12 protein-coding genes are annotated in these 14,025 nt (G+C 61.8%); 4 read left to right on the top strand and 8 right to left on the bottom strand.

Annotated features, from left to right (window positions below):
* The first annotated feature begins 24 nt into the window (after nt 1-24).
* On the top strand, nt 25-1,134 hold the full coding sequence (locus tag BN1139_RS03265) for a YeeE/YedE thiosulfate transporter family protein (RefSeq protein WP_005356170.1): 1,110 nt from the start codon (nt 25-27) through the stop codon (nt 1,132-1,134).
* Between the two features lie 79 nt (nt 1,135-1,213).
* Here the strand turns inward: BN1139_RS03265 and ompA are convergent, their stop codons facing one another.
* The 6 genes from ompA to ilvG form a co-directional block, all read right to left on the bottom strand.
* The gene (ompA, locus tag BN1139_RS03260; protein ID WP_005356168.1) at nt 1,214-2,308 is read right to left on the bottom strand and encodes a porin OmpA; all 1,095 of its coding nucleotides are present in this window, start codon (nt 2,306-2,308) and stop codon (nt 1,214-1,216) included.
* Nucleotides 2,309-2,609: 301 nt separating this feature from the next.
* Entirely contained in the window at nt 2,610-4,130 is a 1,521-nt protein-coding gene (gene ilvA, locus BN1139_RS03255) for a threonine ammonia-lyase, biosynthetic (RefSeq protein WP_005356166.1), read from the bottom strand.
* Nucleotides 4,131-4,133: 3 nt separating this feature from the next.
* Nucleotides 4,134-5,975 (bottom strand): dihydroxy-acid dehydratase, encoded by a 1,842-nt coding sequence (gene ilvD / locus BN1139_RS03250; RefSeq protein WP_005356164.1) that lies wholly within the window; start codon nt 5,973-5,975, stop codon nt 4,134-4,136.
* Nucleotides 5,976-6,118: 143 nt separating this feature from the next.
* Nucleotides 6,119-7,063, bottom strand: coding sequence for a branched-chain amino acid transaminase (locus tag BN1139_RS03245; protein ID WP_005356161.1), 945 nt, complete (start codon nt 7,061-7,063; stop codon nt 6,119-6,121).
* Nucleotides 7,064-7,075: 12 nt separating this feature from the next.
* Nucleotides 7,076-7,354, bottom strand: a complete 279-nt coding sequence (ilvM, locus tag BN1139_RS03240; protein WP_005342011.1) for an acetolactate synthase 2 small subunit — start codon at nt 7,352-7,354, stop codon at nt 7,076-7,078.
* Nucleotides 7,351-8,997: an acetolactate synthase 2 catalytic subunit gene (gene ilvG / locus BN1139_RS03235; protein ID WP_005356156.1), complete on the bottom strand. Its 1,647-nt coding sequence runs from the start codon at nt 8,995-8,997 to the stop codon at nt 7,351-7,353. Before ilvG ends, ilvM begins: the two co-directional genes overlap by 4 nt.
* Nucleotides 8,998-9,381: 384 nt before the next feature.
* Between ilvG and BN1139_RS03230 the strand changes: the two genes are divergently transcribed.
* The 3 genes from BN1139_RS03230 (at nt 9,382) to BN1139_RS03220 (ending at nt 12,894) form a co-directional block, all read left to right on the top strand.
* Nucleotides 9,382-10,896, top strand: a complete 1,515-nt coding sequence (locus BN1139_RS03230) for a YifB family Mg chelatase-like AAA ATPase (RefSeq protein ID WP_013724195.1) — start codon at nt 9,382-9,384, stop codon at nt 10,894-10,896.
* A gap of 126 nt (nt 10,897-11,022) precedes the next feature.
* Nucleotides 11,023-11,922: an acyltransferase gene (locus BN1139_RS03225; protein ID WP_005339610.1), complete on the top strand. Its 900-nt coding sequence runs from the start codon at nt 11,023-11,025 to the stop codon at nt 11,920-11,922.
* Nucleotides 11,923-11,928: 6 nt separating this feature from the next.
* Nucleotides 11,929-12,894 (top strand): acyltransferase, encoded by a 966-nt coding sequence (locus BN1139_RS03220; protein WP_013724196.1) that lies wholly within the window; start codon nt 11,929-11,931, stop codon nt 12,892-12,894.
* Here the strand turns inward: BN1139_RS03220 and BN1139_RS03215 are convergent.
* Nucleotides 12,819-13,325 carry a 2-thiouracil desulfurase family protein gene (locus tag BN1139_RS03215; RefSeq protein WP_005356145.1) on the bottom strand — a complete coding sequence of 169 codons (507 nt, stop codon included), beginning with the start codon at nt 13,323-13,325 and terminating at the stop codon, nt 12,819-12,821. The genes BN1139_RS03220 and BN1139_RS03215 overlap by 76 nt on opposite strands.
* Nucleotides 13,322-13,972 carry an NUDIX hydrolase gene (locus BN1139_RS03210; RefSeq protein ID WP_005339607.1) on the bottom strand — a complete coding sequence of 217 codons (651 nt, stop codon included), beginning with the start codon at nt 13,970-13,972 and terminating at the stop codon, nt 13,322-13,324. The genes BN1139_RS03215 and BN1139_RS03210 overlap by 4 nt, the downstream gene beginning before the upstream one ends.
* Nucleotides 13,973-14,025 lie beyond the last annotated feature (53 nt).

The following is a 14,025-nucleotide window of genomic DNA, read 5'->3' as shown; positions in this document are numbered from 1 at the left end:
AACCAACTGCAAGGATCAACTGACATGACTCGAAAATGGTCGCTCCCCATCGTGGCAATCGCGGGGGGAGCGTTAATCTGGCTTGGCAACACCTTTGGTATGAAATGGGCTCTGATGGCCCTGATCGGATTCGGCTTCGGCTTCACCCTCTCCTTCAGTCGCTTCGGCATCGTATTCGGTTGGCGCGAAATGCTGACCAAGCGCAACAGCTACTACGTGCGGGTTCACCTGCTCACCATCGCCATCGAAATTCTGCTGTTCACCACCTTCCTCTCCTTTAGCCACGCCCTGTTTGGCGATGCCATGGTGGGTAACGTGATGGCTATCGGCATTCCTTTCATCGTCGGAGCCTTCCTGTTCGGCATCGGCATGCAGCTGGCAGGCGTCTGCGCCACCGGCACTCTTTACTGCTGCGGCGAGGGACAACCCCGCTTCTGGCTGGTGCTGATCTGCTACGGCATCGGCACCCTCATCAGCAACCAGTTCCGCCCCGAACTGGAGGCCACCTTCTCCAGCCATGTGGTATTGGCCCGGGATCTGACCGGCAATATCTGGAGCGGCATGCTGCTCAATCTGGCGCTGGTCGCCGCACTGTTCCTGCTGTTTCGCAACAGCGAACTCAAGCGCACCGGCGAACTCAAGCCCCTCTTCAGCGGCGGCAACCTGTTCTGGCGCGATGGCCGCTTCACCGTGCTGACCGGCGGCATCATCATCGCCCTGCTCAACTCGTCCGTGGTCGCTCTGCACGGCTCGGCCTGGACCATCACCGGCGCCGTCTATGACATGGCGCTGCGTGGAGCCTCCCTGTTTGGCCTGTTCGAGGGGAACCCGAAACTGGCCCAGCCGCTCTTTATCAACCCCATGGTCGGCATGTTCTGGCTCGGCATTCTGGGGGCCATGCTGGCGCGCTGCCTGAGCGGTGGCGGTAACTTCGCCCCGATGCGGATCGGCAACAGTCTGGCATCCATCATTGGCGGCCTGCTGATGGGGATGGGGGCCATGTACGCCGCCTGCAACCTCGGCGGCTTCTTCGATGGCACGGCGTCCGGCAGCCTGCACGGCTGGGTCTGGATGCTGATGGCCCTCGCTGGCAGCCTGATCGGCATCCGCCTGCGCCCGCTGTTCGGGCTCTGAGGCACGACATCGTAAACACCCCATAAGAAACGGGAGGCCAAGCCTCCCGTTTTTACATTTATTGCTCCCGTTGCTCTGCTTATTGGACAGGCTGGGAGACCCCTTCCAGATGGATTTCTACCCGGCGATCCGGTGCCAGACAGGCGATCAGCTCCTGCTTGGATCGGCTGGCACAGCTGCTGCCAGTGACCGGATTGGCCTTGCCACGTCCCTCGACTCGTACCTTGTCGGCATACAAGCCTTTGGATACCAGATAGCTGGCCACGCTCTGGGCCCGCTTCTCGGAGAGGGCCAGGTTGTAATTGTCGGAACCAATGCGGTCGGTATAACCGATAACAGTTGCGACACCATCTTTCGGATTGGCCGCCACAATCTGGCTGAACAGGGCATCGAGCGCCTGATTGGCAGCCGGTTTCAGGGTCGCTTTGTTGAACTCGAACAGCACATCGGAACTCAGACTGAAGGTCTTGGGCTCAACCACGGCTACAGGTGCCGGTTCGGCGGCCGGAGCGGGCGCCGGTGCTACGACCTCGCCACCTTGCTGACCGAAGCGATAGAGCATCCCGAACGAGATCAGGCCGTTATCCATCTCGATGCCGGAGCGATCGAGAGAGGCATCTCCCAGCGGCGTGGTGTACTGGTACTCCAGACGGGCGGCCCAGTCACGATCGATGGCATATTCGGCACCCAGCGCACCAACGAAGGCGGCGCCATGCTTTTTACCGGTCTCGCTGGTATTGGCGAAGCTGATCTCGCTATCCGTCCAGGCATAGGCGCCGCCCAGTCGACCATAAAGATCGAGCACATTTGTTGCCGGGAAGCTGATCTTCATGGTGGCCTGAATCATCTGGCTCTTGGCTTCGGTATTGAGGGTATTGGCGCCAGTGCCCGAAGTGGTGTCGTATTTGCCAAGCCAGTCATAACCCAGCTCGAAACCCAGGTTGGGGTTGAGCTGGTAACCGGCGAACAGGCCCAGACCCAGATCATCCGTGTTCTCGCTGGTATTACCCAACGTCTGGGCAATCGACTCGGCATACTGGTTGTGGTCAACGCCATAGTAATTGGACCAACCGGCCTTGCCACCGACATACCAGGTATTGTCCTGAGCGGCGGCCTGCACGGCTCCGGCCGCCAGCAAACCACTGACCAATACGGCAAGCATGGATTTATTCATATTTTCGCCTCTGCAATAAGTCGTTATGGGCGCCTGAGTGCGCACTTTCCCTGTGTGAAGCCGTCAGGCGGCCTCTCCGCTATTCAGGGTATCCCATCCGAACGCAGCCTCAAATGACCAAGCCATCAGGAGTGTGAGCTTGCCAGCAATATCCGGCGTAAAAATCACCTGTGTACCTATTCACACTGTTTTGCCAGTTAAACCATGACGTTGCGTCGTACGGAGTGGACCTATCCACACGCAGCAATAGCAAAGGGAGGCATAACGCCTCCCTCCTGATGAGTTGTTGAAGCCCCCTTACTCAACTGGCCAGAAACAGCCGGTAGGCGGGGTCGTCGCTCACCTCTTTCCAGCCGTAGCCAATCTCGTGCAGGTAGTCGTGGAAGGCGGCCACGTCCTCGTCCGGCAGCTCGAACGCACAGAGCACCCGGCCGTAGTCGGCGCCGTGGTTGCGGTAGTGGAACAGGCTGATGTTCCAGCGACAGCCGAGGGTCTCGAGAAAGCGCATCAGGGCGCCAGGCTGCTCCGGAAACTTGAAGCTGTAGAGGCGTTCACCGAGGGGCCGAGCCGGGCGGCCGCCAATCATGTAACGTACGTGGTTCTTGGCCAGCTCGCTCTCGGTCATGTTGACCACCGGATAACCGTTGCCGCCGAGTTGATCGATGATCTGGCCCAGCTCCTCGTCACCGCCGGTGAGGCGCACCGAGACGAACAGCGACGCCTGCTCGGCATCGGCATAACGGTAGTTGAACTCGGTCACCATGCGGGGCCCAAGCTGACGACAGAAGTCGAGGAAGGCCCCCTTGCGCTCGGGGATGGTCACCGCCAGCATGCCCTCGCGCTTCTCGCCGATCTCGCAGCGCTCCGACACATAGCGCAGGCTGTGGAAGTTGACGTTGGCGCCGGACAAAATGGCCGCCATCCGGCCACCCTTGACCTGCTCCCGCTCGCTGTAGGCCTTCAGACCCGCCAGCGACAGGGCGCCCGACGGCTCGGCAATGGCGCGGCAGTCGTCGAAGATGTCTTTCAGCGCGGCGCAGATCTGGTCGTTGGAGACGGTCACCACTTCGTCCAGATACTGGTTGCACAGCCGGAAGGTCTCCTCGCCGATGCGCTTGACCGCCACCCCGTCCGCAAACAGCGAGACTCGCTCCAGATTAACCGGCTCGCCGGCCGCCAGCGCGGCCTTGAGGCAGGCGGAGCCCTCCGCCTCCACCCCGATCACCTTCACATCCGGCAGCAGCTGCTTGATGTAGACCGCCACCCCGGCGGCCAGTCCGCCGCCGCCCACCGGCACGAACACGTGGGTGAGATGGGTATCCTGCTCCAGCAGCTCCTTGCCGATGGTGCCCTGGCCGGCAATCACCTCGACGTCGTCAAACGGCGGGATCAGGGTGTAGCCCTCAAGCATGGCGAGGCGGCGGCTCTCGCCATAGGCCTCGTCGAAACTGTTGCCAAACAGCATGACGTTGCCGCCCTGCCGGCGCACCGCATCGATCTTGATGTCCGGCGTGGTCTTGGGCATCACGATGATCGCCTTGATGCCAAGCTTGGCGGCCGACAGGGCGACCCCCTGGGCGTGGTTGCCGGCGGAGGCGGCGATGACGCCGCGCGCCTTCTGCTCCTCGGTCAGAGTGGCGATCTTGTGGTAGGCGCCGCGCAGCTTGAAGGAGTGGACCGGTTGCAGGTCCTCCCGCTTCAGGCTGACGTGATTGCCGAGCCGCTCGGAGAGTTTCTTCAGGGTTTGCAGGGGGGTGACCCGCGCCGCCTCGTAGACGGGGGAGAGCAGCACCTTGCGTAGATAATCCGCTGCAGAGACCATGATTTATTCCCCCAGCATCGAACGATCGCGCACCGCACCTTTATCGGCGCTGGTGGCGAACATGGCGTAGGCGCGCAGGGCAAAGGAGACCTGACGCTGGCGATCGAGCGGCTTCCAGCCACGGGCTTCGACGGCGACGCGGCGGGCAGCCAGCACGCTGTCGGCCACCTCCAGCACCATGCTGCGAGCCGGGATGTCGATGTTGATGATGTCGCCATCCTCCACCAGACCGATAGTGCCGCCGGAGGCCGCCTCCGGCGAAACGTGGCCGATGGAGAGGCCCGAGGTGCCGCCGGAGAAGCGGCCATCGGTGATCAGGGCGCATGCCTTGCCGAGTCCCATGGATTTCAGATAGGTGGTGGGATAGAGCATCTCCTGCATGCCGGGGCCCCCTTTCGGGCCCTCGTAGCGGATCACCACCACTTCACCGGCCTTGACGGTGCCATCCAGAATGCCGGCGACCGCCGTGTCCTGGCTCTCGAATACCCGGGCCGGGCCGCGGAAGGTGAGGTTCTCCTCATCCACCCCGGCGGTCTTGACGATGGCACCGTTCAGCGCCAGGTTGCCGGCGAGCACGGCCAGGCCCCCTTCCAGGCTGTAGGCGTTGTCCAGCGAGCGGATGCAGCCTTCGGCTCTGTCCAGATCCAGCTCCGGCCAGCGGCAATCCTGGCTGAACGCCTTGGTGGTGCGGATCCCGGCTGGCCCGGCGCGATAGAAGTCCACCACCTCCTGACTGGGCTGGCGGCTGACGTCATATTCATCGAGCTGCTCGACGAGAGAGCAACCCAGCACGGTACGGGTATCCCCATGCACCAGACCCGCTTTTTCCAGCTGGCCCAGAATGGCGACCACGCCGCCGGCGCGGTGCACATCTTCCATATGGTATTTCTGGGTGGAGGGCGCCACCTTGCAGAGCTGCGGCACCTTGCGGGACATGCGGTCGATATCGGCCATGGTGAAGTCGACACCTGCCTCCTGCGCCGCCGCCAGCAGGTGCAGCACGGTATTGGTGGAGCCGCCCATGGCGATATCGAGCGCCATGGCGTTCTCAAATGCCGCCTTGGTGGCGATATTGCGCGGCAGTGCCGAGGCATCGTCCTGCTCATACCAGCGCTTGGCCAAAGTCACGATGCGCTGACCCGCCAGCTTGAACAGTTGCTCGCGGTCGCTGTGGGTTGCCAGCATTGAGCCGTTGCCCGGCTGGGAGAGGCCAAGCGCCTCTGTCAGGCAGTTCATGGAGTTGGCGGTAAACATGCCGGAGCAGGAGCCGCAGGTGGGGCAAGCACTGCGTTCCACCTGTTCGCTCTGGGCATCGGAGACCTTGGGGTCGGCGCCCTGGATCATGGCGTCTACCAGATCCAGCTTGATGATCTGGTCGGAGAGCTTGGTCTTGCCCGCTTCCATCGGGCCGCCGGAGACGAAGATCACCGGAATGTTGATGCGCAGGGCGGCCATCAGCATCCCCGGGGTAATCTTGTCGCAGTTGGAGATGCAGACCATGGCGTCGGCGCAGTGGGCGTTGACCATGTACTCCACCGAATCGGCGATCAGCTCCCGCGATGGCAGGGAATAAAGCATGCCGCCGTGGCCCATGGCGATGCCGTCATCCACGGCGATGGTGTTGAACTCCTTGGCAACACCACCCGCTGCTTCGATTTCGCGCGCCACCAGCTGGCCCAGATCCTTGAGGTGAACGTGGCCCGGCACGAACTGGGTGAAGGAGTTGACCACGGCGATGATGGGCTTGCCGAAATCCTGATCGGTCATTCCGGTGGCGCGCCACAGGGCGCGGGCCCCGGCCATGTTACGTCCGTGGGTGGTGGTGGCGGATCTCAACTTCGGCATGTCTCTACTCCCTGAATGCCCATATGGGCTCGATGCGTTATGCGGTGATGATACGAGTGGATCGGAATCGATCCTGGTGAAGACTCCTCAGGGAAGCGCTCACCGGAAGCGACTCGGGGAGGCATGACGCCTCCCCTCTCTCATCAGTCGTTGACTGGGGTCAGCCAGCCCCACTTGTCTTCGGTCTTGCCGTTAAACAGGCCGAAGAAGGCGTTTTGTAGCTGCTCGGTCACCGGACCACGGCTGCCAGCGCCCACCGTCATCCGATCGACGGAGCGCACCGGGGTCACTTCGGCGGCGGTGCCGGTCATGAAGATTTCGTCGGCGACATACAGCGCCTCACGGGGCAGCGCCTGCTCGCGCACCTCGTAACCCAAGTCACGCGCGAGCGTCATGATGGTGTCGCGGGTGATGCCGGGCAGGATGGCGGCGGTAGCAGGCGGGGTGAACAGTACGCCGTTCTTCACCAGAAACAGGTTCTCCCCCGCCCCTTCGCTCAGATAGCCGTTCACATCCAGCGCCAGCCCCTCGGCAAAGCCGTTGCGCTTGGCCTCGCGACTGATCAGCTGGGACGACAGGTAGTTGCCCCCGGCCTTGGCGCCTGTGGGTATGGTGTTGGGAGCGAGCCGATTCCAGGAGGTGACGCACACATCCACCCCGTTTTTCAGCCCCTCTGCCCCCAGATAGGCACCCCACGGCAGGGCGGCCACCATCAGGTCGGCCTTGGCATCCAGCGGCGGATGCAGCCCCAGCCCCACATTGCCGACAAAGGCCAGCGGGCGCAGGTAGCCGCTCTTCAGGCCGTTCTCGCGCACCACGGTGCGGCAGGCTTCATTCACTTCGGACTCGCTGTAGGGGACGTCCATCCAGTAGATCTTGGCGGAGTCGAACAGGCGGCGAGTGTGCTCCTGCAGACGGAAAATGCAGGTGCCTTTGGGGGTATCGTAGGCACGCACCCCCTCGAACACCGAGGAACCATAGTGCAGGGCGTGGCTCATCACGTGCACCTGGGCATCCTGCCAGGGCACCAGTTTGCCGTTGAACCAGATGTATTGCGGGTGAGTGGCGGATTGGGAAGGCTGTGACATTGGCTTGGCTCCTTAAGCTCTGATCCGGGGTTGCTGTTCCAGTGCATCGACCCGGGAGACGTCCACCAGCTTTACCAGCTGGCTCCACAACTGCTGGATGGGACGCACCGACTCGACAGTAACCGTGATCCGCAGCTGTTGGCAATCCTGCTCCATATTAAGGGCGCAGAGATTGAAGCCGCGGTGACGCACCACCCGCAGCACCCGCTCCATCACTTCCGGTCTGGGCTGGGCGTGGATATGCAGGGTGTGTTGTGCAAATGCTGGCTGGGCAAGGGTGTGCGGATTCATGGGCGTTGCTCCATCATCTGGTGGTTGGCGACTCCCGGCGGAACCAGGGGCCAGACGTTTTCTTCCTCTGAAATGGCCACATGCAGCAGGTAGGCACTCTCGCTTGCCAGCAGGCGATCGAGGGCACCGGCTATCTGTTCCTTGCATGTGATGGTCTCGCCCGGAATGCCGAAAGCGGCAGCCAGGGCGACGAAATCGGGGTTGTCGGAGAGGATGGTCTCGCTGTAGCGGCCGTCGAAGAACAGCTCCTGCCACTGGCGCACCATGCCGAGGCGCTGGTTATCCAGCAGCACCATCTTCACCTTGAGCTGGGCCCGGCGGATGGTGCCGAGCTCCTGCACGTTCATCATGAAAGAGCCATCACCGCTCACCAGCACCACTTCATCCTCCGGGCGCGACATCTTGGCCCCGATGGCGGCCGGCAGACCGAACCCCATGGTGCCGAGACCGGCGCTGGAGAGGTGGTTGCGCGGGCTGGTGAAGCGCATGTGCTGGGCCACCCACATCTGATGCTGACCCACGTCGCAAGCCACCACGCTGGTCTCCGGCAACTTGGCAGAAAGCTGCTTGAGCAAGGCCGGGGCATAGATGGCCTGACCCGGGTGGTCGTAGCGAAACGCATATTCGCGAGCCATGGCGGCGCAGTGTTCACGCCAGGGGGCGATGTCGAGAGTCATGGCGAGGCGCGGCAGCACCTGTTTGAGATCCGTGGTGATACCCACCTCGGCGGCGCGGCGCTTGCCGAACTCGGCGGCATCCACATCGAGATGGATCACCTTGGCCTCGGGGGCGAACTCCTCCAGCTTGCCGGTCACCCTGTCGTCGAAACGGGCACCCACCACCAGCAGCAGATCGCACTGCTGCACCGCGTAGTTGGCCGCCTTTGTGCCGTGCATGCCTAGCATACCGAGGTAAACGGGACTATCGGGGTCGAGCGCGCCAATCCCCTTGAGGGTGGTGACAGCAGGCATGCCGGTTGCGGCAGCAAAGTCACGCAACTGCTGCTCGGCATTGGCCATGCCCACCCCGCCACCGACGTAGAGTACCGGGCGCTCGGCAGCGGCTAGCAAGGAGCGGGCAGCAGTCAACTCCGAGGGGTTGAGCACCTCCGGCTCTTCCACTGCAAACAGCGGGCTCTGGGCAGGCACCGCGGCCAACTGCACATCCTTGGGCAGATCGATCAGCACAGGGCCGGGGCGACCTTCGGTGGCGATGGCGAAAGCTTCTGCCAGCACGCGCCCCAGATCGGCGGCATCGGTCACCATGAAGGAGTGCTTGGTACAGGAGAGGGACATGCCGAGCACGTCGACCTCCTGAAACGCATCGGTGCCGATGGCGGCACAGGGCACCTGACCGCTGATGGCCACCAGCGGCACCGAATCGAGCAGCGCCTCTGCCAGACCGGTCACCAGATTGGTGGCGCCGGGGCCGGAGGTGGCGATGCAGACCCCCACCTGACCGGAGGCGCGGGCGTAGCCCACCGCCGCCATGGCGGCGCCCTGCTCATGGCGGCAGAGCTGATGGGCCAGACCACCGTCATACAGGGCATCGTAGACCGGCATGATGGCCCCGCCCGGGTAACCAAACACCTGGGTCACACCCTGTTTCTTGAGAGCCTGTACCAAAAACTGCGCGCCGTTCATGTGGAAAATCCTGTCCTTTGGTCGAAAAAAAACCCCCGAGCTGTGAGGCTCGGGGGTCGCTTGTTTCGTTCTGTCCGGTGGTGGGTCTATCCCTTGTTCCGTACAGCTAAACGAGCCCCGAGCGGTGAGATAATAATCACCACTAGGACCACAATAATGCTGACGAAACGGGAGGCCATGTTCATAGTTACAACCGGAAATCCTGTGAAATTGGGGCGGTTTCTACCGCGAATGGCTATTAGAACTAGCACGGTGATTTTTATTGGGCAAGCCTTTTTTCTGTGACAACCCACTGATTTTGGCTATTCCCCAGCCGGAACTCTGGAATAAAAAACCAACAACAAGCAGTTAGTCAGAACATATATCAACTCAAGGACGGGATTTATGTCATTAGCTGTGGTTTATAGCCGTGCCAGCCTCGGGATCGCGGCCCCGCAAGTTACGGTGGAAGTTCACCTCTCCAACGGCCTGCCCGCCTTCAATATGGTCGGCCTGCCGGAAACCTCGGTGAAAGAGTCGCGAGATCGGGTCCGCAGCGCCCTGCTCAACGGCAATTTCGAGTTCCCGAGCAAACACATCACCGTCAATCTGGCTCCCGCCGATCTACCCAAGGAGGGGGGCCGTTTTGATCTGGCCATCGCCATCGGTATTCTCGCTGCTTCCAAGCAGATACCGGCAAAATATCTGCTCGATCACGAATTTTTGGGGGAATTGGCCCTGACCGGAGAGATCCGCCCTGTGCTCGGGGTGCTGCCCGCCGTGCTCGCCTGCCGGGATGCGGGGCGCACCCTGCTGGTACCGCGAGAGAACGGCCCGGAAGCCTCTCTCATTCAGGATGCCGAGGTGCGCACCGCCCATCAGCTGCTGGCCGTCACAGCTTGGCTGGCAGGCCAGTACGAACTGCCACTGCCGGCTCCCCAAAGCGCGGAGAGCCTGCCAGATGTGCCGGACCTGCAGGATGTGATCGGCCAGTCACAGGCCAAGCGGGCGCTGGAGATCGCCGCCGCTGGCAGCCACAACCTGCTGTTCATCGGCCCACCCGGCACCGGCAAGAGCATGCTGGCGAGCCGTCTGCCCGGCATTCTGCCGCCGCTGAGCGAACAGGAGGCGCAGCAGACCGCCGCCATCCACTCCATCGGTGGCCTCACACCGCGCGCTGGTCACTGGCACCACAGGCCATACCGCACGCCGCACCACAGTGCCTCGGCAGTGGCGCTGGTGGGAGGCGGCAGCCACCCGCGGCCCGGCGAAATTTCGCTGGCCCACAACGGGGTGCTGTTTCTGGATGAATTGCCCGAGTTCGAGCGCAAGGTGCTCGACTCCCTGCGCGAGCCGCTGGAGACGGGCCACATCACCATCAGTCGGGCCGCCCGTCAGGTGGATTTTCCCGCTCGCTTCCAGCTGGTCGGCGCCATGAACCCCAGCCCCTGCGGCCACTATGGTGACGGCCAGACCCGCTCCAGCCCGGATCAGATCTTGCGCTACCTCGGCAAGCTCTCCGGCCCCTTTCTCGACCGCTTCGATCTGACTGTGGAAGTGCCACTGCTACCCAAGGGGAGCTTGACCGGCAAGGCGGAGCGGGGGGAGTCTAGTCAGCAGATCCGCGATCGGGTACTGGTGGCGAGAGAGCGCATGCTGAGTCGCAACGGCAAGCTCAACAACCTGCTAGATAGCCGTGAGATAGAGGATATTTGCCGCCTATCACCGCAAGATGCCGAATTTTTGGAGAACGCCATCCAGAAGCTGGGGCTCAGCATCCGGGCCTGGCATCGCATCCTGCGGGTGTCACGCACCATCGCCGATCTGGCCGGGCAACCCGCCATCGGCAAGGAGCATCTTATCGAGGCGCTCGGTTATCGCGCCATGGACCGGCTGCTGTCGCGACTGCGCAGCAGTTGACAGAAGGGAAAGGGTGAGTCCGACCCCGTAACGGCTCTGAATGGTCTCACGGGCAATCGGCTGATATTATGGCCACAGATCTGACCACTTGATGGCCCTTTATCGACAGCAAGACGGACCCGACTCATGCCCAACAAGCTGACAGAGCGACTGCGCGGCAGCCTCTCCACCCTGCTCTATTTTTTCAACACCCTCTTCTGGTTTGTCCCCATCTTTTCGCTGGGTCTGCTCAAGCTCCTGCTCCCCCTCAAGGGGTGGCGCACCCTCTGCAACTGGCTGCTGGATGGCTGTGCCAGCTGCTGGATCGGTTTCAACAATCTGATCCAGAAAACCATCATCAAAACCCCTTTCGAGGTGGTCGGAGTGGACAAAGGGCGCCGGAATGAGTGGTATATGGTGATTGCCAACCATCAATCCTGGGTCGACATACTGGTACTGCAGCGGGTTTTTAACCAAAAAATCCCCTTCCTGAAGTTTTTCCTCAAGAAAGAGCTGATTTGGGTACCTTTTCTCGGTCTGGCATGGTGGGCGCTCGACTTCCCCTTCATGCGGCGATATTCCAGGAAATTTCTGGAAAAGCATCCCCATCTGAAGGGAAAAGACATAGAAACAACCCGTAAAGCCTGTGCCAGGTTCCGCCACATTCCGGTGAGTGTGATGAACTTCGTCGAAGGCACCCGCTTCACCAAGGGCAAACATCAGAAGCAGGGTTCGCCCTATCGTCACCTGCTCCACCCGAAAGCAGGCGGCATCGCCTTTACCCTGGCAGCCATGGGTGATCAGTTGCATCAACTGGTGGATGTCACCATCGCCTATCCGGACGGCATTCCCAGCTACTGGGACTTCATGTGTGGCCGGGTCGGGCAAATCAAGGTTCAGGTCCGCTATTTGCCGATCGACCGCAAGCTGGTGGGGGATTACTTCAATGACCCCGAGTTCCAACAAGAGTTTCAACAGTGGTTGAACGGGATCTGGCACGAAAAGGACCAGACCCTGAGCCAACTGCTGGCAACCAAGGCGCAGTAAACATTCATGCTATCCCTGCTTCCCGGCCCGCTGGTGCTGATCATCAGCACGGGCCTGACCATCCTTTTCACCGCCTTGTGCGCCAGTCTGATCCTGCTGGTGTCGCTGGCCAAACTGTTGCTGCCGATCCCGGCCTTTAGCCGCGCCTGCAGCCGGCTCAACAACCGCTTCATGCGTCTGTGGCTGGCCTGCAATGCGCTGGTGATCCGCCTCACCACCCGTATTGACTGGCAGGTGGAGGACAATACCAAGCTGCGCAAGGATGGCTGGTATCTCATCATCAGCAACCACATGAGCTGGACCGATATCGTGGTGCTCGGTCACCTGTTCAGGGATAGGTTGCCGGTGCCCAAGTTCTTCATGAAGCACGAGCTGATCTACATCCCGCTGCTGGGGCTCGCCTGCTGGGGGCTCGATATGCCCTTTATGCGCCGCTATTCGCGAGAATTTCTGTTAAGAAATCCGCACCTACGCGGCAAGGATATCGAGACCACCCGCAACGCCTGCGAGAAGTTTCGCCACATCCCCACTACCGTCATCAACTTCGTGGAAGGAACCCGCTTCACCGAGCAGAAACGGGATGCGGCCCGCTCCCGCTACCGCCATCTGATGCCCCCCAAAGCGGCGGGGCTAGCCTTTACGCTGGCAGCCATGGGCGAGCAGTTCGACAGCCTGATCAACGTCACCATCCGCTATCCGGACAACGCCGAGACCCCGTTCAAGGACTTCCTGATGGGACGGGTAAAACGCATTCAGGTGCGGATTGAGGAGCTGCCGGTGAATGAACAGCTGATAGGAGATTACTTCAACGACAAGCAGTTCAAGCGCGGTTTTCAGGAGTGGCTAAACCAGCGCTGGCAGGAGAAGGACGAGGTGCTGGAGGGGTGGCAGAGCGGTCAGGTGCCGCTGCCTGTTGCCGCCAAATCCGGGGAAGAATCCAAAGAGAGCGCAGAAGCCAACTCGGCCAACTGATCTTCGGAAAAGACTGCAATCCCGTGGCGGCGCAGCAGGGCAGTGGTCTTGCCCTCGCCCGCTACAGAAACACCTTCAAAGCGGCCGTTATAGATACGGCCGCTGCCACATGAGGGGCTCCCCTCTTTCAGCAGGGCGAAGCGAATGCCCTGCGCCTGACAAATAGCCAACGCCAGCTCGGCGCCGCGATCAAACTCTTCAGTCACATCCAGCCCGCTCGCCGTCACTACACGCTCGCCCTGCCGCTCGGCAGGAGGACGCGGGGTCGGCAGACCGCCCGCCACTTCGGGGCAGAAGGCCAGCGCCCGCCCCTCGGCACCCAGTGCACTCAGCCAGTCGCTGACGATCCCCTTGCTCTGACCGTCGTAACGCACCGGCTGACCCAGCAAGCAGGCACTCACCAGCACCTTGTGCACGCCGGTCTCACTCATGCTTCCGCTCCATGCATCACCTGATCGAACATCACGCAGCAGGGACTCTCCAACCGGTAGAGAATAGCGGGGCGCTGTTTGCCGGTGCGCTTGCGGCCGGTGTCTACAAGAATGTCGGCGCGATGGATCCGCTTGCGAAATGCCGCCGTATTCATGGGTGTTTGCAGGATGATTTCGAAGGCGCGCTGCACCTCGGAGAGGGTGAACTCGGGCCCCAGCAGTTGCAGCGGCAGGGTGCTGTAGCGGCTCTTGATCCGCAGCCGCTCCAACCCCTTGGCGATGAGCTGGACATGGTCGAAAGCGAGGCTCAGCCCCGGCAGGTTGGCGAGCGGATGCCAGCAGCCGTGGATCGCTTCCACTTCCGGATCCACCAGACAGAGATAGACCAGGGTCGTGGACCAGCCGCGGGGATCCCGCTCCAGATTGCCGAGGGTGCAGACCTGCTCACTGTAGCAGTGACCGAGCCCCCACTCCGCCAAAAGACGGCGCTGGGCGGCATCCAGATCCCGATCCCGGGTCTCGTCGATGCGCAGCGCAGGCAGTTGCCAGCAGTGGGCAAAGGGGGGGCGATCGCGGGTCTCGAGCAGCAGTTCGAGCCGCTCCTCATGCAACCGCAGCACCACCATATCCAGACTCATTCTCAGCATGCCGATCGCCCTGCTCGCCTTCGATTAATGTTTGGTAGATAATATCACACGAA

The organism is Aeromonas veronii bv. veronii, assembly GCF_000820225.1.
In the GTDB taxonomy this organism is placed as follows: Bacteria; Pseudomonadota; Gammaproteobacteria; order Enterobacterales; family Aeromonadaceae; genus Aeromonas; species Aeromonas veronii.
Note: the sequence above shows the minus strand (reverse complement) of the source record. Positions and strands in the feature narration are given on the sequence as shown.

Excerpts from the sequence above, each read along its gene's own strand:
- BN1139_RS03215 (WP_005356145.1), bottom strand. The coding sequence starts at position 13,325 with ATGAGTGAGACCGGCGTGCACAAGGTGCTGGTGAGTGCCTGCTTGCTG.
- ilvM (WP_005342011.1), bottom strand. The coding sequence starts at position 7,354 with ATGAATCCGCACACCCTTGCCCAGCCAGCATTTGCACAACACACCCTG.
- BN1139_RS03265 (WP_005356170.1), top strand. The coding sequence starts at position 25 with ATGACTCGAAAATGGTCGCTCCCCATCGTGGCAATCGCGGGGGGAGCG.
- BN1139_RS03210 (WP_005339607.1), bottom strand. The coding sequence starts at position 13,972 with ATGCTGAGAATGAGTCTGGATATGGTGGTGCTGCGGTTGCATGAGGAG.
- ilvA (WP_005356166.1), bottom strand. The coding sequence starts at position 4,130 with ATGGTCTCTGCAGCGGATTATCTACGCAAGGTGCTGCTCTCCCCCGTC.
- BN1139_RS03220 (WP_013724196.1), top strand. The coding sequence starts at position 11,929 with ATGCTATCCCTGCTTCCCGGCCCGCTGGTGCTGATCATCAGCACGGGC.
- BN1139_RS03225 (WP_005339610.1), top strand. The coding sequence starts at position 11,023 with ATGCCCAACAAGCTGACAGAGCGACTGCGCGGCAGCCTCTCCACCCTG.
- BN1139_RS03230 (WP_013724195.1), top strand. The coding sequence starts at position 9,382 with ATGTCATTAGCTGTGGTTTATAGCCGTGCCAGCCTCGGGATCGCGGCC.
- ompA (WP_005356168.1), bottom strand. The coding sequence starts at position 2,308 with ATGAATAAATCCATGCTTGCCGTATTGGTCAGTGGTTTGCTGGCGGCC.
- ilvD (WP_005356164.1), bottom strand. The coding sequence starts at position 5,975 with ATGCCGAAGTTGAGATCCGCCACCACCACCCACGGACGTAACATGGCC.
- ilvG (WP_005356156.1), bottom strand. The coding sequence starts at position 8,997 with ATGAACGGCGCGCAGTTTTTGGTACAGGCTCTCAAGAAACAGGGTGTG.
- BN1139_RS03245 (WP_005356161.1), bottom strand. The coding sequence starts at position 7,063 with ATGTCACAGCCTTCCCAATCCGCCACTCACCCGCAATACATCTGGTTC.